The 19,948-nt window shown below is 37.0% G+C and carries 21 protein-coding genes; 8 read left to right on the top strand and 13 right to left on the bottom strand.

The genetic code is table 11. The features are described from left to right. Positions 1 to 13: 13 nt before the first annotated feature. Positions 14 to 3,910, bottom strand: a complete 3,897-nt coding sequence (gene hrpA / locus I9192_RS07885) for an ATP-dependent RNA helicase HrpA (protein ID WP_005030025.1) — start codon at positions 3,908 to 3,910, stop codon at positions 14 to 16. Positions 3,911 to 4,379: 469 nt separating this feature from the next. Here hrpA and ahpC point away from each other — a divergent pair, with 469 nt between their 5' ends. After that, positions 4,380 to 4,943 (top strand): alkyl hydroperoxide reductase subunit C, encoded by a 564-nt coding sequence (ahpC, locus tag I9192_RS07880; protein ID WP_004721823.1) that lies wholly within the window; start codon positions 4,380 to 4,382, stop codon positions 4,941 to 4,943. Positions 4,944 to 5,003: 60 nt separating this feature from the next. On the opposite strand, the gene I9192_RS07875 is transcribed toward ahpC, so the two are convergent. Then, complete coding sequence (locus I9192_RS07875) at positions 5,004 to 5,360, bottom strand: VOC family protein (protein ID WP_200150312.1); 357 nt, start codon at positions 5,358 to 5,360, stop codon at positions 5,004 to 5,006. Between the two features lie 96 nt (positions 5,361 to 5,456). Next, the gene (locus I9192_RS07870; protein WP_005030030.1) at positions 5,457 to 5,954 is read right to left on the bottom strand and encodes an endonuclease V; all 498 of its coding nucleotides are present in this window, start codon (positions 5,952 to 5,954) and stop codon (positions 5,457 to 5,459) included. Between the two features lie 227 nt (positions 5,955 to 6,181). Here I9192_RS07870 and I9192_RS07865 point away from each other — a divergent pair, with 227 nt between their 5' ends. Continuing rightward, complete coding sequence (locus I9192_RS07865) at positions 6,182 to 6,388, top strand: KTSC domain-containing protein (protein WP_004831498.1); 207 nt, start codon at positions 6,182 to 6,184, stop codon at positions 6,386 to 6,388. A gap of 62 nt (positions 6,389 to 6,450) precedes the next feature. Here the strand turns inward: I9192_RS07865 and I9192_RS07860 are convergent, their stop codons facing one another. The 4 genes from I9192_RS07860 to I9192_RS07845 all read right to left on the bottom strand — a co-directional run bounded on the left by I9192_RS07860 (position 6,451) and on the right by I9192_RS07845 (position 8,904). Next, entirely contained in the window at positions 6,451 to 7,044 is a 594-nt protein-coding gene (locus I9192_RS07860; protein WP_004831499.1) for an O-methyltransferase, read from the bottom strand. 143 nt (positions 7,045 to 7,187) lie between these two features. Continuing rightward, positions 7,188 to 7,403 (bottom strand): DUF1653 domain-containing protein, encoded by a 216-nt coding sequence (locus I9192_RS07855; RefSeq protein WP_035300665.1) that lies wholly within the window; start codon positions 7,401 to 7,403, stop codon positions 7,188 to 7,190. Between the two features lie 364 nt (positions 7,404 to 7,767). After that, positions 7,768 to 8,124 (bottom strand): hypothetical protein, encoded by a 357-nt coding sequence (locus I9192_RS07850; RefSeq protein ID WP_004721834.1) that lies wholly within the window; start codon positions 8,122 to 8,124, stop codon positions 7,768 to 7,770. A 369-nt stretch (positions 8,125 to 8,493) separates the two neighbouring features. Further along, entirely contained in the window at positions 8,494 to 8,904 is a 411-nt protein-coding gene (locus I9192_RS07845; protein WP_009585049.1) for a roadblock/LC7 domain-containing protein, read from the bottom strand. A gap of 549 nt (positions 8,905 to 9,453) precedes the next feature. Between I9192_RS07845 and I9192_RS07840 the strand changes: the two genes are divergently transcribed. The 3 genes from I9192_RS07840 to I9192_RS07830 all read left to right on the top strand — a co-directional run bounded on the left by I9192_RS07840 (position 9,454) and on the right by I9192_RS07830 (position 11,772). Further along, positions 9,454 to 9,798: a hypothetical protein gene (locus I9192_RS07840; RefSeq protein ID WP_004831503.1), complete on the top strand. Its 345-nt coding sequence runs from the start codon at positions 9,454 to 9,456 to the stop codon at positions 9,796 to 9,798. A 100-nt stretch (positions 9,799 to 9,898) separates the two neighbouring features. Beyond that, complete coding sequence (locus I9192_RS07835; RefSeq protein WP_004831504.1) at positions 9,899 to 10,600, top strand: VIT1/CCC1 transporter family protein; 702 nt, start codon at positions 9,899 to 9,901, stop codon at positions 10,598 to 10,600. A gap of 128 nt (positions 10,601 to 10,728) precedes the next feature. Next, positions 10,729 to 11,772: an NAD(P)H-dependent flavin oxidoreductase gene (locus I9192_RS07830; RefSeq protein WP_005030035.1), complete on the top strand. Its 1,044-nt coding sequence runs from the start codon at positions 10,729 to 10,731 to the stop codon at positions 11,770 to 11,772. 52 nt (positions 11,773 to 11,824) lie between these two features. On the opposite strand, the gene I9192_RS07825 is transcribed toward I9192_RS07830, so the two are convergent. Next, positions 11,825 to 12,334: a DinB family protein gene (locus I9192_RS07825; RefSeq protein WP_005030037.1), complete on the bottom strand. Its 510-nt coding sequence runs from the start codon at positions 12,332 to 12,334 to the stop codon at positions 11,825 to 11,827. 206 nt (positions 12,335 to 12,540) lie between these two features. Between I9192_RS07825 and I9192_RS22300 the strand changes: the two genes are divergently transcribed. After that, entirely contained in the window at positions 12,541 to 12,675 is a 135-nt protein-coding gene (locus I9192_RS22300) for a DUF4291 family protein (RefSeq protein WP_005030038.1), read from the top strand. 459 nt (positions 12,676 to 13,134) lie between these two features. Here I9192_RS22300 and I9192_RS07815 read toward each other — a convergent pair whose 3' ends face one another. After that, entirely contained in the window at positions 13,135 to 14,556 is a 1,422-nt protein-coding gene (locus tag I9192_RS07815; protein ID WP_034708777.1) for an aspartate ammonia-lyase, read from the bottom strand. Positions 14,557 to 14,698: 142 nt separating this feature from the next. Here I9192_RS07815 and I9192_RS07810 point away from each other — a divergent pair, with 142 nt between their 5' ends. Continuing rightward, on the top strand, positions 14,699 to 15,574 hold the full coding sequence (locus I9192_RS07810; RefSeq protein WP_005030042.1) for a LysR substrate-binding domain-containing protein: 876 nt from the start codon (positions 14,699 to 14,701) through the stop codon (positions 15,572 to 15,574). 24 nt (positions 15,575 to 15,598) lie between these two features. Here the strand turns inward: I9192_RS07810 and dusB are convergent, their stop codons facing one another. Further along, complete coding sequence (gene dusB / locus I9192_RS07805; protein WP_260773464.1) at positions 15,599 to 16,615, bottom strand: tRNA dihydrouridine synthase DusB; 1,017 nt, start codon at positions 16,613 to 16,615, stop codon at positions 15,599 to 15,601. Between the two features lie 147 nt (positions 16,616 to 16,762). Here dusB and I9192_RS07800 point away from each other — a divergent pair, with 147 nt between their 5' ends. Further along, positions 16,763 to 18,379, top strand: a complete 1,617-nt coding sequence (locus tag I9192_RS07800; RefSeq protein ID WP_200150310.1) for a tyrosine-type recombinase/integrase — start codon at positions 16,763 to 16,765, stop codon at positions 18,377 to 18,379. 4 nt (positions 18,380 to 18,383) lie between these two features. Here I9192_RS07800 and I9192_RS07795 read toward each other — a convergent pair whose 3' ends face one another. From I9192_RS07795 to I9192_RS07785, 3 genes are read right to left on the bottom strand one after another with little or no spacing between them, the layout of a single operon-like run. Further along, complete coding sequence (locus tag I9192_RS07795) at positions 18,384 to 18,893, bottom strand: hypothetical protein (protein WP_200150309.1); 510 nt, start codon at positions 18,891 to 18,893, stop codon at positions 18,384 to 18,386. After that, on the bottom strand, positions 18,894 to 19,520 hold the full coding sequence (locus I9192_RS07790; RefSeq protein ID WP_200150308.1) for a lysozyme: 627 nt from the start codon (positions 19,518 to 19,520) through the stop codon (positions 18,894 to 18,896). Continuing rightward, a complete protein-coding gene (locus I9192_RS07785; RefSeq protein WP_009585037.1) occupies positions 19,517 to 19,897 on the bottom strand; it encodes an SLAC1 family transporter in 381 nt (126 codons plus the stop codon). Before I9192_RS07785 ends, I9192_RS07790 begins: the two co-directional genes overlap by 4 nt. Positions 19,898 to 19,948 lie beyond the last annotated feature (51 nt).

Raw genomic sequence — 19,948 nt, 5'->3', positions numbered from 1 at the left:
AATTATTTCTATTCTAACCGATTCCTAGCTTTTCCCATACCTTTTGTATTCGAGTCGAAGATATCGGCATTTTGGTTTTCATCGGTTGTGAGAATAATGAGATCCGTAGTTCCTCAACCATGAAATACACTTCTTTTACACGAACATCGGATTTAAACTTAAACAGTTTATCCATCCAAGGATCAACTTCTTTTATTGCAGCATCATCTCGATTTAGATTATTCGGCAAACGATCTAAACGCAATAACAATGCTTTTAAATAACGTGGATATTCCTGCCAAACATCGGAAGATTTTGAATAAACAAAATTGGAAAGATTCATTAAATCCAGTTGATCTTCAATATCATCTATATTTTTTCCAAATACATCTTGATCCAACATCAGTAAATTTTGACGAATTTCCTGCCATTGAATATAGATTTCACTGATCAGTTTTAATGCTTCCTGACCATGCATTAAGAAGCTTTTCTTGATCTCGGCAGTTAATTGAGCAAACTCCTCAGCATTGATCGGTAAGTCTTGAATCGCGATTTGCAAAGTTGCATAAACCAACATTTGTTCCAGCTGAGCTTTATCTCCCAATGGTGAATAAGCCAACGCCAATGGTTTTGAAATTTGCTTTTTCAGTTGGCGGATTGAGTCACCTAACTGCATATGAATCAACCGAATTACACCTTCACGATGCTGCTTAATGGCTTCATTTTGGTCATTAAAGGTCTGGATCACAATTCCAGATTCATCTTTGGTGTCTAATTGGGCAAAGTCTTTCGTCGGCACCAAGGCTTGATATTGTTTAACAACAACACCTGTGACTTTTTGCGATGCCTCAAAAACAAAATTTTCAGGGAAAACCGTAAATTCACCTTTTAACTGCTTCACAGGACTATGTGTTTCGGTACGACAACGTGCTTTGAGTTCAGCAAGATCTCGCCCTTGCTCCAACACACGACCTTTTTCATCCATAACCTTAATAAATGGAATCAGATAAGCTTCAACACGTTCAAAAGAAAAATCTTTCGCGGTAATTTGTTCGCCTCTTAACTGAAATGCCAAGAAATCGAATATATGTCCATGCAAATGTTGGGCATCCACAGCTTTCATCAACTTTTGCGCTGTGTCAGGAATCGGTACCAAATTACGACGTTTATCTTTGGGTAGTGCTCTAAGTAATGCTTCAATCAACTCTAGGCGCCAGCCTGGGATTCCCCACGACCAAATATTTTCATCGACTTGTGCTAAAGCCTGTACAGGAATTTTAACAGTAGCGCCATCTTGGTCATGGCTTGGATCAAAGCGATAACTCGCCGCCAATCGCAATTGCCCATTGTGTAAATAATCCGGGAATTGCTGTGTCGTCGGACGATCTGTCATCCATAAATCATCGTCATCTACAAATAGATAACGTGGGTTTTTAGGCTCTACAGTTGCTCGCCAATCTTCGAAACTGCGGCGACTTGCAATTTCAGCAGGGACTTTGGCTGCATAAAACTGATAAATTGTTTCTTCGTCCACCACCAAATCACGACGACGCAACTTATCTTCAACTCGTTCAACTTCCTCAAGTTTTAATAAGTTGTGTTTTAAAAATGGTGGCGCAATCCCCAAGTTTCCTGTTGTCAGTGCATCTCTCAAAAAGATTTCATGTGCAGCAGGCTGATCCACCTTTTCGTAATTGGTTGCACGCTTCGGTTCGATAATCAAACCAAATAATGAAATCTGATCATAGGCATTGACCACACCAGGTTTTTTCGCCCAATGTGGCTCGAAATAATGATGTTTTAATAAATTTGGTGCAGCCAAAAGAATCCATTCAGGCTCAATTTTTGCCAAAGTTCGCAGATAAACTTGAGAGGTTTCCACCATTTCAAATGCCATCACCCAAGGTGTATTGGTTTTATGCAATGTCGATGCAGGAAAAATTCGAGCTTTTTGCTGACGTACTGCCATGAATGTATTGCGTTCATCCGTTTTATTGGCAATAAAAGACAATAATCCGGTTAAAAGCGCACGGTGCAAATTCTCATAACTGGCTTTTTTCTCATTAAAAGACAGCTTTAAGCCTTGCGCCAAATCGAGCAATTGTTCATGGGTTTTTTTCCACTCACGCAAACGCAACCAACTGAGAAAATGCTGCTTGGCAAAATTACGACGTTTGTTCTCGCTTAAAGTCTCACGATTTTCACTCAAGGTATTCCATAATTTCAGATAAAATAAAAAGTCTGAATCAGCTTCTTTAAACAATGCATGCTTTTGATCGGCTTGCATCTGTTTATCCGCAGGACGTTCACGAGGGTCTTGTACAGCAAGAGCTGCAACGATGATTAACACTTCACGAAGTACACCAAAGTGAGCCCCACCCAAAATCATTCTCGCCAAACGTGGATCAATCGGCATTTTCGCCATTTGCAGACCAATTTTGGTCAGCTCACTGCGAGCAGAATTAACAGCTTGCTTCGCGCTCATTGATGAATTTTGCTGTTCTTGAATAGCACCTAATTCAATCAATAGCTTTCGACCATCATTGACCAAACGATGATCGGGTGGCTCAATAAAATCAAAATCTTCAACAGCCCCCAAGCCCAAACTTTGCATCTGCAAAATAACCGAGGCTAAATTGGTTCGCTTAATCTCAGGTTCTGTAAATTCAGGGCGACTTTGAAAATCATCTTCACTATAAAGACGAATACACACACCGGGCGCGATACGACCACAACGCCCTTTTCGCTGATTTGCAGCTGCTTGTGAAATCGCTTCAATCGGTAAGCGTTGTACCCGAGAACGATAGTTATACCGTGAAATACGTGCAAAACCACTATCAATCACATAACGGATATTTGGAACCGTCAAAGCCGTTTCCGCCACATTGGTCGCAATAATAATTCTTCGTCCACCACCCGATGGATTAAAGATTTTCTGCTGTTCGGCTAAAGCGAGTCGAGCATATAACGGTAAAATTTGCGTATGTTTTGGACCAAACTTTTGCAAGGTTTCCTGTAGTTCACGAATCTCTTGTTCAGTACTGGAAAAAATCAGAATATCAGCATGTTCTGGATGCCCTTTAGCTTCAGCATCTTTTAAACACTCTTCAACAGCTTGTACCACCGCACGTGGTAAGTTTTCTTCGAAATCATCAAAATCATCGTCATCACTACCGCCAATCGTCATTTCTGAAATCGGACGATAACGTAATTCTACAGGGAAGCTACGCCCTTCTACTTCAAAAATAGGTGCGCCATTGAAGTAGTCACTAAATCGATTGACGTCTAAAGTTGCCGAAGTAATGATGATTTTTAAATCAGGGCGCTTTTTCACCAACTGTTTTAAATAACCCATGATGAAATCAATATTCAATGAACGCTCGTGCGCTTCATCGATAATGATCGTGTCATATTTATTTAAGTAACGATCATTTGACAGTTCAGCCAACAAAATACCATCCGTCATCAAACGAACAATGGAATCATTGGAACCCTGTTCATTAAAACGGACTTTAAAGCTGATGGACTCACCCAGTTTTTCGCCGACTTCTTCTGCAATCCGTTGAGATACACTTCGTGCTGCGAGACGTCGAGGCTGGGTATGACCAATCATCCCTGTCAAACCACGACCTGCAAGCATCGCTATTTGTGGTAACTGAGTAGTCTTACCAGAACCCGTTTCCCCCGCAACAATAATCACCTGATGTTTTTGAATCGCATCTATCAATTGATCAGCATATTGTGTGACAGGTAAGTCTTGATTAAGTTTAATCGTGGGTAGACTGGAAAATCTTTTTTTTACTTGCTGATTCGATTTTTCAAAAAGTTCTTTAAATTTTTCTGGATCGGCATCTTTTCCTTTTTTCAGTCGGCTTAAACGATGGCGATCGCGTACCATAACCCATTGATCGACATTTAACTGATTTGGCACAGATGCTTTATCCTAATATTTAAAATTGAACAAAATATTTTACGCTGTAAAGCGCAACAGAGATAGTGTCTTGAAAATGAAATCATAATTGTCTGATCTAAATCAGACTGAAAATAAAAAATATTGAATTAAAAATGTGACGTATTTAAGCTTCAAAGGATATTAGCAGAACAATTTCTATACATTGAAATATTTTTTATATCTTTTTTAAAAATTCACCCTTGAAATATAAGCTCAGAAGCATCATGTTTGTTACAGATTTAAAAAGGATGGTTTTGTCATTCAAACATCATCTTTATTTGCTTTAGTTGATGCAACAATGACGGACACTTGTCTTTGGTGAAAAGTATCTGGAGCTTGCTAATTTGATTTTCCGATCTTAGCTATAAAAAAATACTATTTCACCAATAACTTAAAATTCATTATTCTAGTTATATATTAGATAAACACCTCAATCATGGAGATAATGATGAGCTTAATTAATACTGAAGTTAAACCTTTTAAAGCACAAGCTTTCCAAAACGGTCAATTCATCGAAGTTACAGAAGCTGATCTTAAAGGTAAATGGTCTGTAGTTTTCTTCTATCCAGCTGACTTCACATTCGTTTGCCCAACTGAACTTGGTGATCTTGCTGATAACTATGCTGAATTCAAAAAATTAGGTGTTGAAATCTATTCTGTTTCTACAGACACTCACTTCACACACAAAGCTTGGCACGATTCTTCTGAAGAAATCAAAAAAATTGAATACGTAATGGTTGGCGACCCAACTTGGGTACTTGCTAAAAACTTTGAAGTTTTAATCGAATCTGCTGGTCTTGCTGACCGTGGTACTTTCGTAATTGATCCTGAAGGTAAAATCCAAATCATCGAAATCAATGCGGGTGGTATTGGTCGTGATGCTTCTGAACTTCTTCGTAAAGTTAAAGCAGCTCAATATGTTCACGGTCATCCTGGCGAAGTTTGCCCTGCTAAATGGAAAGAAGGTGATGCAACACTTGCTCCTTCTATCGACTTAGTGGGTAAAATCTAATATCAAATTAGATTAGATTTTAAAAACCACGCTTGATTAGCGTGGTTTTTTATTTATTTTCTAATGCGACCATATGGCGAGTTCATAGCCATCTAAATCTCTAAAGTGAAAACGGCGCCCGCCTGGAAAACTAAAAATCTCTTGTACGATGGTCGCACCTGCATCTGTTACACGCTGCAAACTCTTTTCAAGATTATCACTGTACAAAATAATCAACGCGCCACCTGCACTTTGAATGTGGTCAGCTTGGGCAAAACCACCTTTAATCACGCCAGAATCAAATTCACAATAAGCTGGACCAAAGTCAGTAAAAGTCCAACCCAAATGTTGATAAAATGCTTTGGATTGCTGAATATCCTTGACATTAAATTCAATATAATTAATTGCAATTTTTTGCTCACCTGACGGCTGGTTCATTTTTATTTCTCCTGTTTTTTCATCATACTACATCTAACTTTATGTCAAAATTCTACAAACAAAGCTGTAATGATTTATAAAATAATTCAATTATTGCTACGGCATTTTGCTTAAACGATCAACATCTTTTAACAACTTAGGGATTCGATATTTCCCATACATACTTTTCACATATTGCTTGGCAAGCTCAAGCTCAATACCGATCGCAGAAATATAAAGCGGTTGGAGGCTTTGTCCTCGCAAAATTTCGCAATCTTTTGGTGTGCCTGTAAACTGATTTTTAGCCACCCCAATCACAGGAACTTTTAGCATTAACGCTTCATACAAATACTGTCCCAAACCCGCTTTTTGCTCATTCCCAAGATGTACATATCCATCGATAATAATCATATTGATATGCTCTGTAATTTGTGCCAATAAAGCCTGAATACAAGGCAATTCACGCTTATAAAATTGCCCAGATTCATAGTCCATGATGTGATCTAGAGAAATCCTGTATTGCTTGAATAAATCAGTTGCTTCCCACGCATCAAATATGCCTCCAGCAACTTGCGCACTCGTCCCACTATAGGCAACATCTATCGCAAGTATCATTGCATCCCCTTTGTTTCCAAGATAAAACAAACATTCTTTTTGAGTCTTTTATTCATGATATTTGCTCTGTTTTAAAATTTTAGATTTTCATATGTGGTATAAGCTTATCAGAAAAATCCTCAGCATTTTTACAAAACCACAATACTTTTCTAAAGATGAATGGACTAATTTCAAATCATACAGAACACTTTTTTCTGTAGAACAATCAGAAGTTTAAGGGGTTGCTTATGGGATCAATGATTACCGTGACTTCTTGGAAGTACAATGCTTCTTCACGGTATTTAAAAATTTTTTATAACAATGGTTCTGGAGAACTTTATCATCCTGTACCAGAATTTATATATGACAATTTATTGCGATGTAGTGATAAAACGGCTTTTGTGCACAAGTATTTAGAATATGACGTACATTTTAAACGACTTTCAATTTTATAATTTACAAAACATCCTTCTCAGCACAAAGTCAGGGAGAAATCTCCCTGATACAACACTGAAAATTAATTTTTGAATGTCACAATAAAAAGCCCAGCGCCCACAGATAGTGTCGTTGTCATAAATCGAGTATCTCGCTTGACTTCATCAGTAAAACTTTTAACCTCAGCAGCATGCGAAATTACATTATCTACCACCAACACCCCCCCTTGATTTTCAATCATATTTTGTAAGAAAACCCAATAATTCAAATAGGCATCACGCTCTGCATCAAGTAATATAAAATCGTATTTTCCATGACATTTTTCTAAATAATGTTGTGCATCACCTACCCAAAAATCAATAACATGATCTAGCTCCAACTCTTTGGCATAATGCTTTGCTTGTAGTGTTCGCTGTTCATCAATCTCAAGTGTTGTAACCCGCGCACCGGTGACTTGGGCGGCATCAGCCAGCCATAAAGTGGAATAGCCCGTAGAGGTTCCAATTTCCAAAATCGTTTTTGCCTGCTGAATTCTTACTTGCATAGCCAGAAATAATGCGGATTCAGGTTCGATGTTACGATATCGTTTGATTCGATCACATTGTGTCGCATCAAACTTGATAAAAGACTGATATAGTTCATTCAATCGTTGCAAAAATGGGTGACTTAAACTCATATTCAGCACTTCCTCTTTACTATCATTGTTATTATTTCAATTATTTACGTCATTGCTATGACAATCTATCAGCTTTGTAGCGCAAATTCTTTATCATACAAATCATGTTTAGCCATATACTGTAAATCAATGACTAGGCTAAATTAGATGGTGTGTAAAAACTCAAATCTTGCTCGTGATTGACCATCTTCCAAACTGACATGTTCTATAAACATTTCATATGGGCGAACCCAAATTGAATAATCACCATATAAACATTGATAGACCACCAATTTTTCTCGTGTTTCACTATGCGTTGCAATATGTAAAACTTGATACAAATTACCTTTATAATGTCTATAAATTCCGACTTTCAACATAAGTATAAAACCACCAATACGATTATTATGTTATACATGATCTTAATGTAAAAAACTCATCCGAAGACGAGTTTTTATTTACTTTTCAATAGGGTCTGTGGACAATTCGTCTATGTTTGCGACTAGGTGTGTTTTTTAGGCGATTCTAGGCGCGAAATACGAAATTTAGTCATTCTAAATGAGTAGTTCGTAACGACGAAGCGCCAAAAAACACGCTAGTCTCGAAGGGTTGTGGCTAAAATTATCTCAGGCTACGTTATGAAACTTAAAAATAGTCTCGCTATTCTCTTCATTTCATGCCTTACCTGCTCAATTTTAACCTACAACGCAAGCCATTTATGAAATGTCCACAGCCCCTAACAAATCAAGAAAAGTCTAAACCTTTTTCAAATGCTTTTAACTCGTGACGAGCCATAGCCAAGTTTGATTTAGAGCGATCTAAAACAAGATAAAGGAATAAATTTTCATTTGAATCTAATGGACGGATCAAATGATATTGCTTACCTAAAGTAATCAAAATATCTTCAATTACATCATCAAGTTTTAATGCTTTGGCAACTTTACGCTTAGCACGAACAACTTCAGTATTACCTGCTGCTGCCAATTCCAAGTCCAAACCTGCGCCTGCTGTCGCTAATGAAAGACCGCTTTCGCTGTCTACTAAAGCAGCGCAGACGAAACCATCGATATCTGTTAATTGATCTAGTGTGATACGAGCCATGAGCATCCCCGTTTCTATTTGACATTGTTGTTTGCTTTAGTAATTCAATTTTTATTTTGCTTTACTAAAACACTTTACTATTTAACTAAAGATTAATACCCCTAGCTAACATGGATAAAATTAGTATTCTTCTTGAATACCTATTTTAATTTTATTCGATAATCAATTTTAATTAATTATTTCCTATGCTTATTTTAATAGCATAAAAAATATTAATTATTCAAGCGTAATTTAAAAATAAATTAGGCTTTTAATCATTTAAAACTTGCTACAACTTTCAACAATTATCAATAGATTATTTCAGTTATTGATAAACATCTCGTTTTATATAAAAAATATAAGCCGCTTAACAATTTTCATAAGTAGACCTTAGATATTTTTCATCAGCAATTCTGTAGTCGACTTTAGCTCATATAGCATTTGCCCTAACAAAATATCTTTATTGGTCATGGCAACCAAAACTAAAGGATGCGTCGGATGCGGAATTGCTGTAAGCAATGCCTTTCCATTCTCTGCATCTAAAGTAATTGTTTGACATCCAACAAGATTAATCTCTGATACAAAAGCAGTCACCATCGCTAAAATTGAGCTACTTACAGCAGCAATTTTTCCTGAATTATTAATGTTTTTCTTATTGACCAGCGCAATTTCAAAACCATCTGAAGTACATAACATCACAAACTCAACACCACTCACAGCGTTCAGTAAATGCCTTATTTGTTTTTCAGCATATTCCACAAAATCATCTGGCACTTTTCGAGATTTGTTTAAATCCAACATATTTAAGAAAACCCCATAAATTTCCATTTTACCCGCGTTTAAAGCACCATTTTGGGGCTTTTTGGGGCGAGTGAATTATTTGATATATTTCACACTTTCTTCTTAATTCTATCTTTTTTTATTTGCTTGTAAATATGTTTTTTTACTTTAACTCAGTTTTATTTTAAGAACTGTTTAAATAGTATTCTAAACATATAAATGTCAGATTTCCCTCAATAATGTCATTCTTGCTCATATATGGTGCATCGGCACAAAATACCCATTTTGCACATTACATTTTACTTTACATCTCCACTATGTTGTTGCACGACTATATTTTCTTGTTGCTTATAATTTTTGAATAAAAAAAGACCACACATATACTATTTTATGAATAATATATTAAGATTTGATGAAAATAATATTGTTTGAAGGATTCGGGTTGTTAATTCAAAGCATAAGGCTTATAAAAACGTTACATTTTATTTTTTGATTTGGTTTTTTTTTGTGTTTATATTTATTTCATCCAGCTGCTGGATGCCAAATATTAATTTAAAAAAGGTATACAAGATGAATAAAATTTTACTCGCTTTGGGTCTGATTGCTACGATTGCACTCGTAGGCTGTAATAAGGATAAAGCACCTGAGACAGGAGCGACTACGGGTGAACATGTTGAAAATGCTGTTGATCAAGCTAAACATGATGTAGAAAATGCCACTAAAGATGCTGCTAGTGCAACAGCACAAGCAGCTGATCATGCTGCCAATGCAACGGCTACAGCTGTAGATCATGCCGCTGATGCAACCGCTCATGCCGCTGACGCAACTGTAGATGCGGCTAAAAATGCAACCGCAACTGCAGCGGGCGCCGTTGAAAAAGGTGCAGCCGATGTCAAAGAAAAAGCTCAACAATAATTTGAATTGAAATAAAAGCTCCTGACATAGGAGCTTTTTTATATTTGTCATATACTTAAATTATAAGTGATTTAACTTCCCTGAATATGGAGTCACCTTTATGTCTCATTCACATCACCCAGAACAACATTTTATACAACGTACAGGCTGGTTAAGAGCAGCTGTTCTGGGTGCCAATGACGGTATTATTTCAGTGACCAGTTTAGTGATGGGGATGGCAGCAAGTGGAGCATCGAGTCACACACTACTTATTACCTGTATTGCTGGCTTAATTTCAGGTGCAACTTCAATGGCAGCAGGTGAATATATTTCTGTCAAATCACAATCGGATATAGAAGAGGCGGATTTAAAAGTTGAAGCACGCGAATTAGAAAAAAATCCGCATTTAGAACTTAAAGAACTGACACATATTTATATACAGCGTGGACTAGACCCAGAACTAGCCCATCAGGTTGCTATTCAACTGACTGAAAAAGATGCATTGGAAGCCCATGCCCGTGATGAAATTGGAATCAATGACATAACTGCTGCCAAACCGATCCAAGCTGCTGGTTCTTCTGCGTTATCTTTCTCGATCGGAGCGTTATTGCCTACGCTATCAATTCTATTCAGCCCTGAAATTTATTTAGAAAAAGTGGTTTTGGTGGTCGGAATTTTATCTTTGGTTATTTTGGGTGCGTTATCAAGCTATTTTGCCGGAACCTCTATGCTTAAAGGCAGCCTTCGAGTTGCTATTTGGGGCATTATCGCGATGGCTTTCTCCAGTTGGATTGGCTCTCTTTTCCATGTCGCTCCGATTTAATATCAACCTGTTTCACCTCAGCTCCACATAAACATGTATTTAAATTATATTTTTAAAATAAATACTGAACATAATTTGCTTATTGCCCTCAGCTTGGGCAAAGTAAATGAAAATTGAGGAGCTAGGAAATGTCTTTATTAGAACAGTTAGGAATAAAACTTCCAATATTGCTTGCACCTATGGCAGGAGTTTCAACTCCCCTATTAGCAGCTGAAGTATCTAATCAAGGTGCTCTTGGGTCATTGGGGCTTGGGGCAAATACTGTTGAAACAGCACGTCAACAAATCAAAGAAACGCAAAACTTAACACCACATCCTTTTCAACTTAACTTTTTTTGTCATGAATCATCAAGCACAAATATAGATTCCAATACGCTTTGGATAGCACATTTAGCCACTGAATTTGAAAAATTTGGTGCAGTTCCACCCACTGAATTAAAATGTATTTATCCAAGCTTTAAAGACAACGATGATTTTTTAGATCTATGCTTAGAAACACAGCCCAAAGCGGTGAGTTTTCACTTTGGTATTCCACATGAATATCAAATCCAAAAACTAAAAGATGCTGGTATTTTAACGCTTGTTTCAGCAACCAATCTGACTGAAGCCTTTGCGATCGAAGCAGCAGGGATTGATATTATCATTGCTCAAGGAATTGAAGCAGGTGGACATCGTGGTATTTTTAATGCACAGATCGATGGTGCAATTAAAACCTCCGACCTTGTTCAACTGATCAAAAAACACTGTTCACTCCCTGTGGTTGCAGCTGGAGGAATTATGAATGGTCAACAGGCAAAAGCCATGCTCAATCTCGGTGCAGATGCAGTGCAAATGGGAACCGCCTTTGTACAATGTAAATCGTCAAATGCCAATACTGCTTACCGCAAAGCTTTATTTGATCATCCTTTGACCCAAATTACCTCAAGTATTTCAGGTCGCCCAGCACGTGGCATCATCAATCATTGGCAAACTCGAATTGATCAAGCTGATCGTCCAGATGTTGCAGCCTATCCATACGCATATGATTTGGCAAAACAGCTCAATGCAGTGGCAACACAAAATGGCGATGTTGGCTTTGGTGCATTTTGGGCAGGTAGTAATGTTGCTCTAATTCGTGAACTCGAGGCTCAAGATCTACTGAATCAATTGGTTGTAGAAATGAATCACACTTGATTTCAAAGTAATTACAGAAGTGACGATGTGTCATTTCTGTAATTTATTCTGGTCAATCTTGTAAATTTTCTTCAACCAACATATATACCCAATCAAGCTCAGGGCATTGATAACCCAATATCGTCATAGCAGCAGTTACTTGCCCTCGATGATGTGTACCATGATTAAAAACATGAATCAGCGTATCTGCATAAGGCAAGCTTTGCGCTTCCCCATTCGATCTAAAATAGTTCAAGTTTCCCGTTAAAATTGTTTCATCTAAATCATCAATAAAGCTCAACCAATTTAGGCTTTTATCGCTTAATTCATTCAAAAGCTGCGTTTTATCCTGATGAATGACGGTGTTTAATGCCATAGTTGGAGAGTGATTTTCTTTAAAACGTGAATACCAGAGATAATGTTCGCCCAGCAGTAAATGGTTAAGCGTTCCTGCAATACTCTTAAAATACAGTCCAATATCTTGATTAAAATCTGCATCAGATACGGCTTTTAAACATTCACAAAGACGTTGTGTCGCCCAAATATTATATTGAGCAAATCGTCTTAAATCATCCTTATTCATTTACTCAACGACCTATGCATAGCGTGTACAGTGATCAACTTAATCAGCTTGATAAAAATTCTATTTTGAATAAAATGACAACAAAATCAATATAAATTGCTTTTATCATGATCAATCACTTTGTTGCCAATCGGTCGATCATGTTCCACTTGTTTAGATAAGTTTTCTTTTCTTTTACTTATTCAAAAATACAAGTGAGATTTATCATGCATGCATATCACCAAATCCATGCTGTATATGACCGTGACAGCATTACGGTTTATCAAGCTTATAACCCACATATTGCACAGCTCGCTATACAACATCAAAAGTTTGTCTCCCCTTCTCTTTTCAAAGAATGACATGGATCAAACCGTCTTTTTATGGTTGATGGGGCGTAGTCATTGGGCAAGCAAACCAATCAAAATCATATTTTAGCGATCTGTATACAGCGTGATTTTTTGGGAATATTGATTGCAATAAAGCACTCATACTGACCCAACACTTGCTACTCATCAAAATGCCACAATTTTGATGCTCAGGAGTATAAATATGCTGAAAAATTATTTTCGAAAAGAGCGGATCTACCCTTGAAATGATCTGCTAAAACAACATTTGCGGATTGCCTAATTGAATGGGTGTTTTAATTTTTTAAGGTTCGATTACGCTTAGAACTTAATGAGTGATGTCTCAAATAACCCAAACCTAGAAATAATCTAACTATCTACAAATAACACAGCCTCCATTTGGAGGCTGTGTTATTTTAATCAGAAAAGAAACGGAAAGTATTTCCTTGAGAATCAACTAGATTTATAAGGTAATTAAGCCGCATCTTTCTGCTTTGGGTGAACCATATTTTGCACAGCAAGCACAGAAGCTAAAACTTCATCAGAAAGCAATTGTTCTGCTCGAATCAACTCTAAAATACTTGCCCCAGTTTCATTGGCTTGCTTAGCGATACGCGTTGTCGTTTCATAACCCAAGTAAGGATTCAACACCGTAATAATACCAATCGAGTTATCGACCAAAGCTTGGCAATGTTCTGCATTTGCACGAATATTTTGAATACATTTCTGCTCAAACATACGCATTGCTCTGCCTAACAAATCAATTGATTCAAACAATTTGAAAGCAATCAAAGGTTCCATCGCATTGAGCTGCAATTGACCTGCTTCAGCAGCGAGTGTAATTGCCAAATCATTTGCCATAATTTGATAACAAGCAAGGTTCATTGCTTCTGGTATTACAGGGTTCACTTTACCTGGCATAATTGAACTGCCCGGTTGACGTGGCTCTAAATGAATTTCATTTAAACCGGCACGCGGACCACTCGACAACAAACGTAAATCATTTGAGATTTTTGAAAGTTTCGTAGCGGTACGTTTTAATAAGCTTGATAACAGAACAAAATCGCCCATATCCGAAGTCGCTTCAATTAAATCAGGCGCACTTGAAATGGTTTTATTGGTAATTTTAGATAAAGCTTGAATAGCAAGAATACGGTACTCAACTTCAGTATTAATACCAGTACCAATCGCAGTTCCGCCAAGATTCACCACACTTAAAGCGTCTGGCATAATTTGATTGATTTTTTTCAAATCGTTTTGCAATGTATGCGCAAATGCTGCAAATTCTTGACCTAAAGTCATCGGTACTGCATCTTGTAACTGAGTACGTCCCATTTTTAAGATATGAGAAAACTCATTTGATTTGTTTTCAAAGCTTTGAATTAAACTTTGGAACGGCAGATTCAGTTGGTCTAAAGCAAATAATAAGCCGATTTTTATTGCACTAGGATAAACATCATTGGTTGATTGAGACATATTTACATCATTATTTGGATGCAAATATTGGTATTCCCCTTTTGCATGCCCTAAATACTCTAATCCAATGTTCGCGACCACTTCATTGATATTCATATTGGTCGATGTACCCGCACCGCCTTGAATCATATCAATCGGAAACTGTTCATGATACAGGTCATTGTTCAGTTGCTGGCAAGCATGTTGAATTGCTTTATATTTATTTTCTTCGAGCTTATTGAGTTTGAAATTGGCATCTGCACACGCAGCCTTAACCATTGCAAGTGCTTTAATAAAAACAGGAAAGTGACTTAATTTAGTTGAACTTAAGTTAAAGTTTTCTAATGCTCTTAGGGTTTGTACACCATAATAACAATGAAATGGCACTTCTTTAAGTCCTAATAAATCCTTCTCAACTCGCGTTTTAATTTCAATGTTCATCTGCATTACAGCTCAATAAAAGAATAAATTTATCTTAGGAAATGCATTGAAAATTGGCTAATGTAAAAAAATATTTATGTATGCATTTTTTGCATATCACTTGTTATAATGCTGAGAGTGCAATGTAGAACGGCTAATCAATATGACCCTAGAAATTCGATGGATAGAAGATCTTTTGGCTTTAGATCAAGAAAAATCGATCTCTAAAGCTGCTGCGCTACGTCATGTTACCCAATCTGCTTTCACACGCAGAATACAGAATATTGAAGAAGCGCTTGGCTTTCAGATTTTAAAACGCTATAGCAAAAGCATTGATTTCACCGATGCAGGGCAAGTCTTGCTCTCGACATCTAAAAATATCAAAAATCAAATGAATACCACCATCAACTATTTAGAGAAAAATATTAAAGACAATGAGTTATCGATTAAGTTTGCAGTATCCCACTCACTCATAACTCAATTTTTCCCTAAGTTTATTCAAAAACTATATAGCAATTATGATGATTTAAAATTAGAAATTATCGCCTCCAATTTACAGCAAGGGCTTTATTTATTAAAAGAAGGCTCTTGTGACTTTTTAATTTGTTATTGTGATCAAATCACTTTACAACAGTTGGACCCCAGTATTTTTAAATATCATAAAATTGTCAAAATGGAAGTCTTACCTGTCACAGCAACAATCAATCACCAACCCAAGTATTCATTTAGCCAAAACTTCCCTCTTTTGGCTTACAGCAAAAAAGCCTATTTGGGTAAATGTGTCGATAAAGTGATCGAAGGTAAATTAAATTACCGTACCTTGTATGAAACAGACAACGCCAGTGACTTAAAAGCTTTGGCTTTACAAGGCTTAGGTGTCGCATGGCTGCCAAGATTATTGATTGAAGAAGAGTTGAATGACAATAAGTTAAAGGTTTTGGAGGGTTATAGCTTCTTTCAGGATGTGTATATCGTCCGTAGCCATTTGATTTACTCAGAAAAAGTAAATTTTGTTTGGAATGCCTTGGTGTTAAATTAAGGCTTCCATTTCAAAAGCTTATAATTATACATCCAATAAATTAACGGATTCTACTTGTACATCACTCATCAGGTTGCCTTGATCCAGTAAGTGGTCAAAATACTGTTCTACAACTTTGGCTTGCTCAAGTGTACTTTCCACCTTATACATATTTTGACGAAACTCATTGCTTGAATGTAAGCCTTTGGTGTACCAAGCAATATGTTTTCGTGCAATACGGCAACCTGAATATTCCCCATAAAACTGATAAAGCTCAGACAAATGTCCAAGTAAAACATCTTTCACTTCTTGGATATTGGGCGCCGCTAAATACTCAGCTGTTTTTAAATAATGGGCAATTTCGCGAAAAATCCAAGGTCGCCCCTGTGCCGCACGACCAATCATCACCGCATCCGCACCGGTATAATCCAACACATATTTGGCTTTTTCAGGGCTATCAATATCACCATTGGCAATCACGGGTATTGAAATCAACTGTTTAACTTCTTTGATCAAGTGATATCGTGCGGTATTTAAATACATATCTTCACGGGTACGACCATGTAAAGCCAAAGCTGCTATTCCTGCTTCTTCAGCACGTTTTGCCACTCGCAGAATATTTTCCTGACCATTTAAATAGCCCAAACGGGTCTTCAAGGTCACAGGAACATCCACAGCATTGACCACTGCATCTAAAATTCGGGCAACTAAATCTTCATCTTGTAGCAATGCTGAGCCTGCTAACTTATTGCAGACTTTTTTCGCAGGACAGCCCATATTGATATCGACAATTTGAGCGCCATTTGAAACTTGGTAACGTGCAGCTTCAGCCAATTGTTCAGGTTCAGAACCTGCAATTTGGGCGGAAATGGGTGCTAATTCCCCATCAAAATTGGCACGATATAAACTTTTTTTGGTCATCCTTAAAGTCTGATCAGATGTCATCATTTCGCTGACCGCATGCCCGGCACCAAAGTACTTACATAGTGTTCTAAACGGACGATCAGTCACCCCTGCCATCGGGGCGACAAAAATAGGGGAATGCTTTGATTTATCAAACAATTCTGCAATTACGTTGTTTTTACTCAATTTTCACTTTCCCATATTCTCAAAGGTTTTACATCATTTTCAATCATTCTTAACTATTCTTTACGCCTTATTTGCGCCATAATCACCCTTGTGGCGTAAATCCAACTTTATGGCGTAAATATGGGAACAATTGCAGAACGAACTACAGCAGATGGTAAAACTCGATACAGAGCTCAAATACGAATAACTCGTAAAGGCTTACCACCATTTATTAAAACAAGAACTTTTGCAAAAGAGTCATTAGCCAAAGAATGGATTAAGCGACTTGAAGCAGAGATTCTGGTTAATCCTGCTATTCTAAATCCAGAAGCTAAGGTTGTGTCAAAAACTTTAGAACAATTCATCACTCAATATTTAGATGAAATTAGTGACGAATTTGCTGATACCAAAACTGCAGCACTAAAAAATATCTGTAATTATGATATTGCCCATAAAGATGCATATACCCTTTCACGTCAAGATTTCTCATCATTTGCTATTGAGAGACGAAAAGGCAATCCAATTGAAATGATAGATGGAGTTGCCCCAGCAACTGCATTAAAAGATTTATCCCATATTTCATCGGTTCTAAACCATGCTGAACTTGTATGGGGTGAAGATGTTGCACATGCAAAAAATGAATTGTCACATTCGCTGATCGGTCTAAAAAAAGCTCGTATTGTTACTAAATCAAAGGAACGTGATCGTTTAATCACATCAGAAGAACTTCATATTCTGACCAATCACTTTTATAAAGGCTGGAAACGAGTTCGCAATGCCATTCCTATGCACCTGGTCATGTGGCTCGCGATCTATACAGGTCGTCGTGAAGGTGAACTATGTGAAATGCGTTTAGCTGATTTTGATAAAAAAAATAGTCAGTGGAAGATCAGAGACGTTAAAAATCCAGATGGGTCAAAAGGAAATCATAAGTTTGCCCATTTAGAGCCTAATGCCCTCCTCATTATTGAAGAATTACTTGAACCTTCTACTCGAAAAAGAATGCTGGAGCTAGGTTATAGTGATGAGCTTTTATTACCTGTCAATGTACAGACAGTCAGTGATTATTTTCGTAGAGCATGTCGTTTAAATGGAATTGAAGATTTAAGGTTCCATGATTTACGCCATGAAGCTGCAACACGCTATGCAGAGGATGGCTTTACGATACCGCAACTTCAAACAATTACATTACATTCATCATGGAATAGTCTTAAACGGTATGTAAACCTAAGAAAACGTGGAGAACGTTTAGATTATCAGACAGCTATTCAATTTGCCCGACAACAATATGACGATAATTATTCTAAATTTGCTTTAAAACAAAGGTATGTATCAGCTGCTGATATTGCGGATGCAGAGGAAGCTTATTCTCAAGTTCAAACACCTGATGTTATAAATACTGAATTTTCTTTTATTAAAGAACAGTTGGAAAGATTTATGAAATCATTCCGTCCAACTAAAAGTGTTAAAGATATGTATAAAGAAAAATCCAATATACAGAACATATTTGCATGGAATGATGTGCAACAATCTTTTGTGGTCCCATACATACAAAATGCTTGGGAAAATTGGTTTAATGATAATGGGACTATTGATTGGAAACACCTTCCAAATGATACGACTCACTTTAGCTTCAAAGGGTTAGACGTATTAAAAATTGAAAATGAACGTGTGTATAAATGGGAAAAAGAAATAGAAAAATGGTTTGATATTACTAAATATTTTGATGCCGATATTTCAAATCTTATCAAGAAATAAACCCTCAATTGAGGGTTTTATTTGGTTCTGGCCAGCTTTCATATAACCTCATTGCGTCCAGTGAATGTCCATCAGCTTTTTCTGCCAAACTTCTATATTCTGCTGTGCAACTTTCGAGTAGCTCTGAGTTGGTAGTGGCGTAGTTAATGATGGTTTGCTTGGGAGCACTGGACAAACGTTTGTTGGCTTCACTGAGTTGCTTTGACAACCCACTAGCAGCCAAGTCAGCACTACGAGCGGCAGCATTCGCATCTTGTATTTGTTTAATTGCATTTTGTTCAACCTCTATAATTTTAGCTGCCCATGTTTGCATAATGGTGGCTTTTTCCTCTTGAGCCTGATCAATTGCATCTTGATAAGGCTTGATGGCATCTGCTACAGCTTTAGTCTTAACTTTTTCAGCATTTTCCAATTTTCCAGCAAGAGAATTGGCATAAAAAACATATCCAAAGATAAATATCATCAAGCCTAAAATAATGTATTTGTAAAATTTACCTAACACGGCATCAATCATTTAAGCCACCTTTAAAAATAATGATTTTTCTCGTGCTCGACGATTGACTAAGCCTTGGATACGCTTTCCATTATCAAACACCCAACGATCAAATTGACTTGCAGCTGAGGTCAAACTGTTTTGATTAATAAGCGTAAGCATTGTGCTTTTTACAAATGCTGTTTCGCCTATGTTGTAGACAAAAGAAGCCAATGCATCAAATTGGTTTTGATTGAGATTAACTTTGACATTTTTATCAAGACAAGCATCAACCCATACACAATCGTTTTTAAGCCATTGTTCAGCTTCATTTCTCGTGCAAGTGTCGCCTTTTTTAACTGATCTGCCATTTGGATATTTAATGGTACCAAAGCCAATAGTCCAAACACCTCCTGTATCTAAATAAGCTGTTGAACGAAACCCCTCAGCATCTCTAATAATTGCATAACCATTCTCAGAAATATCTCGCTGTCCATTTACTAAAGGTGTAGGTATTTCAAAGCCAATAAGTTTTGCAAAAACATTTAAGCCATTTTTCTCAATAATCTGATCACCAGCTACGACCTGAGATTGACTTAATTTGCCACCAGACATAGCACGAAGCCATGAATATGCCTGTGCAACTTGTTGTGATTGATCTGTGCTCATTGTTTCCCACCTTTACCATTACTAAGTATTGAAATAAAGGCAGCTTTGACTTCACTAATAACCTCGGATAAAGGCTTACCCTGCATTAGTGCAATGGACTGATAAAGAATACCAATTCCTAATAATCCAAAAACTGCAAACATAAGCATCACAAAGCCTTGAGCCATGTGGGAATATTTTGATAATTCATAATATTCAATAAATGCTGAACCGCCATAAAGGCTGACTGAAACGCTGAATAGAAACTTCCCGATAACTCCTAAGGAAACTTGAATTTTTCCGTTTTTATCAATGTCACCACTTAATACCAGGGCAAGAATAGCCCCCACTACGGCAGGCACAACTTTAATGATCCATGGAATTGTGTTTTCTTGCATAACTTGCCCCGAAATAAAACTCTACTTTATTTCGTAGAGTTTTATTTAAAG

It is taken from the genome of Acinetobacter bereziniae (genome assembly GCF_016576965.1).
GTDB lineage: Bacteria > Pseudomonadota > Gammaproteobacteria > Pseudomonadales > Moraxellaceae > Acinetobacter > Acinetobacter bereziniae.
This window is presented reverse-complemented; position numbering and strand designations above follow the sequence as displayed.

Excerpts from the sequence above, each read along its gene's own strand:
- ahpC (WP_004721823.1), top strand. The coding sequence starts at position 4,380 with ATGAGCTTAATTAATACTGAAGTTAAACCTTTTAAAGCACAAGCTTTC.
- I9192_RS07875 (WP_200150312.1), bottom strand. The coding sequence starts at position 5,360 with ATGAACCAGCCGTCAGGTGAGCAAAAAATTGCAATTAATTATATTGAA.
- I9192_RS07870 (WP_005030030.1), bottom strand. The coding sequence starts at position 5,954 with ATGATACTTGCGATAGATGTTGCCTATAGTGGGACGAGTGCGCAAGTT.
- I9192_RS07865 (WP_004831498.1), top strand. The coding sequence starts at position 6,182 with ATGGGATCAATGATTACCGTGACTTCTTGGAAGTACAATGCTTCTTCA.
- I9192_RS07860 (WP_004831499.1), bottom strand. The coding sequence starts at position 7,044 with ATGAGTTTAAGTCACCCATTTTTGCAACGATTGAATGAACTATATCAG.
- I9192_RS07855 (WP_035300665.1), bottom strand. The coding sequence starts at position 7,403 with ATGTTGAAAGTCGGAATTTATAGACATTATAAAGGTAATTTGTATCAA.
- I9192_RS07850 (WP_004721834.1), bottom strand. The coding sequence starts at position 8,124 with ATGGCTCGTATCACACTAGATCAATTAACAGATATCGATGGTTTCGTC.
- I9192_RS07845 (WP_009585049.1), bottom strand. The coding sequence starts at position 8,904 with ATGTTGGATTTAAACAAATCTCGAAAAGTGCCAGATGATTTTGTGGAA.
- I9192_RS07840 (WP_004831503.1), top strand. The coding sequence starts at position 9,454 with ATGAATAAAATTTTACTCGCTTTGGGTCTGATTGCTACGATTGCACTC.
- I9192_RS07835 (WP_004831504.1), top strand. The coding sequence starts at position 9,899 with ATGTCTCATTCACATCACCCAGAACAACATTTTATACAACGTACAGGC.
- I9192_RS07830 (WP_005030035.1), top strand. The coding sequence starts at position 10,729 with ATGTCTTTATTAGAACAGTTAGGAATAAAACTTCCAATATTGCTTGCA.
- I9192_RS07825 (WP_005030037.1), bottom strand. The coding sequence starts at position 12,334 with ATGAATAAGGATGATTTAAGACGATTTGCTCAATATAATATTTGGGCG.
- I9192_RS22300 (WP_005030038.1), top strand. The coding sequence starts at position 12,541 with ATGCATGCATATCACCAAATCCATGCTGTATATGACCGTGACAGCATT.
- I9192_RS07815 (WP_034708777.1), bottom strand. The coding sequence starts at position 14,556 with ATGAACATTGAAATTAAAACGCGAGTTGAGAAGGATTTATTAGGACTT.
- I9192_RS07810 (WP_005030042.1), top strand. The coding sequence starts at position 14,699 with ATGACCCTAGAAATTCGATGGATAGAAGATCTTTTGGCTTTAGATCAA.
- I9192_RS07800 (WP_200150310.1), top strand. The coding sequence starts at position 16,763 with ATGGGAACAATTGCAGAACGAACTACAGCAGATGGTAAAACTCGATAC.
- I9192_RS07795 (WP_200150309.1), bottom strand. The coding sequence starts at position 18,893 with ATGATTGATGCCGTGTTAGGTAAATTTTACAAATACATTATTTTAGGC.
- I9192_RS07790 (WP_200150308.1), bottom strand. The coding sequence starts at position 19,520 with ATGAGCACAGATCAATCACAACAAGTTGCACAGGCATATTCATGGCTT.
- I9192_RS07785 (WP_009585037.1), bottom strand. The coding sequence starts at position 19,897 with ATGCAAGAAAACACAATTCCATGGATCATTAAAGTTGTGCCTGCCGTA.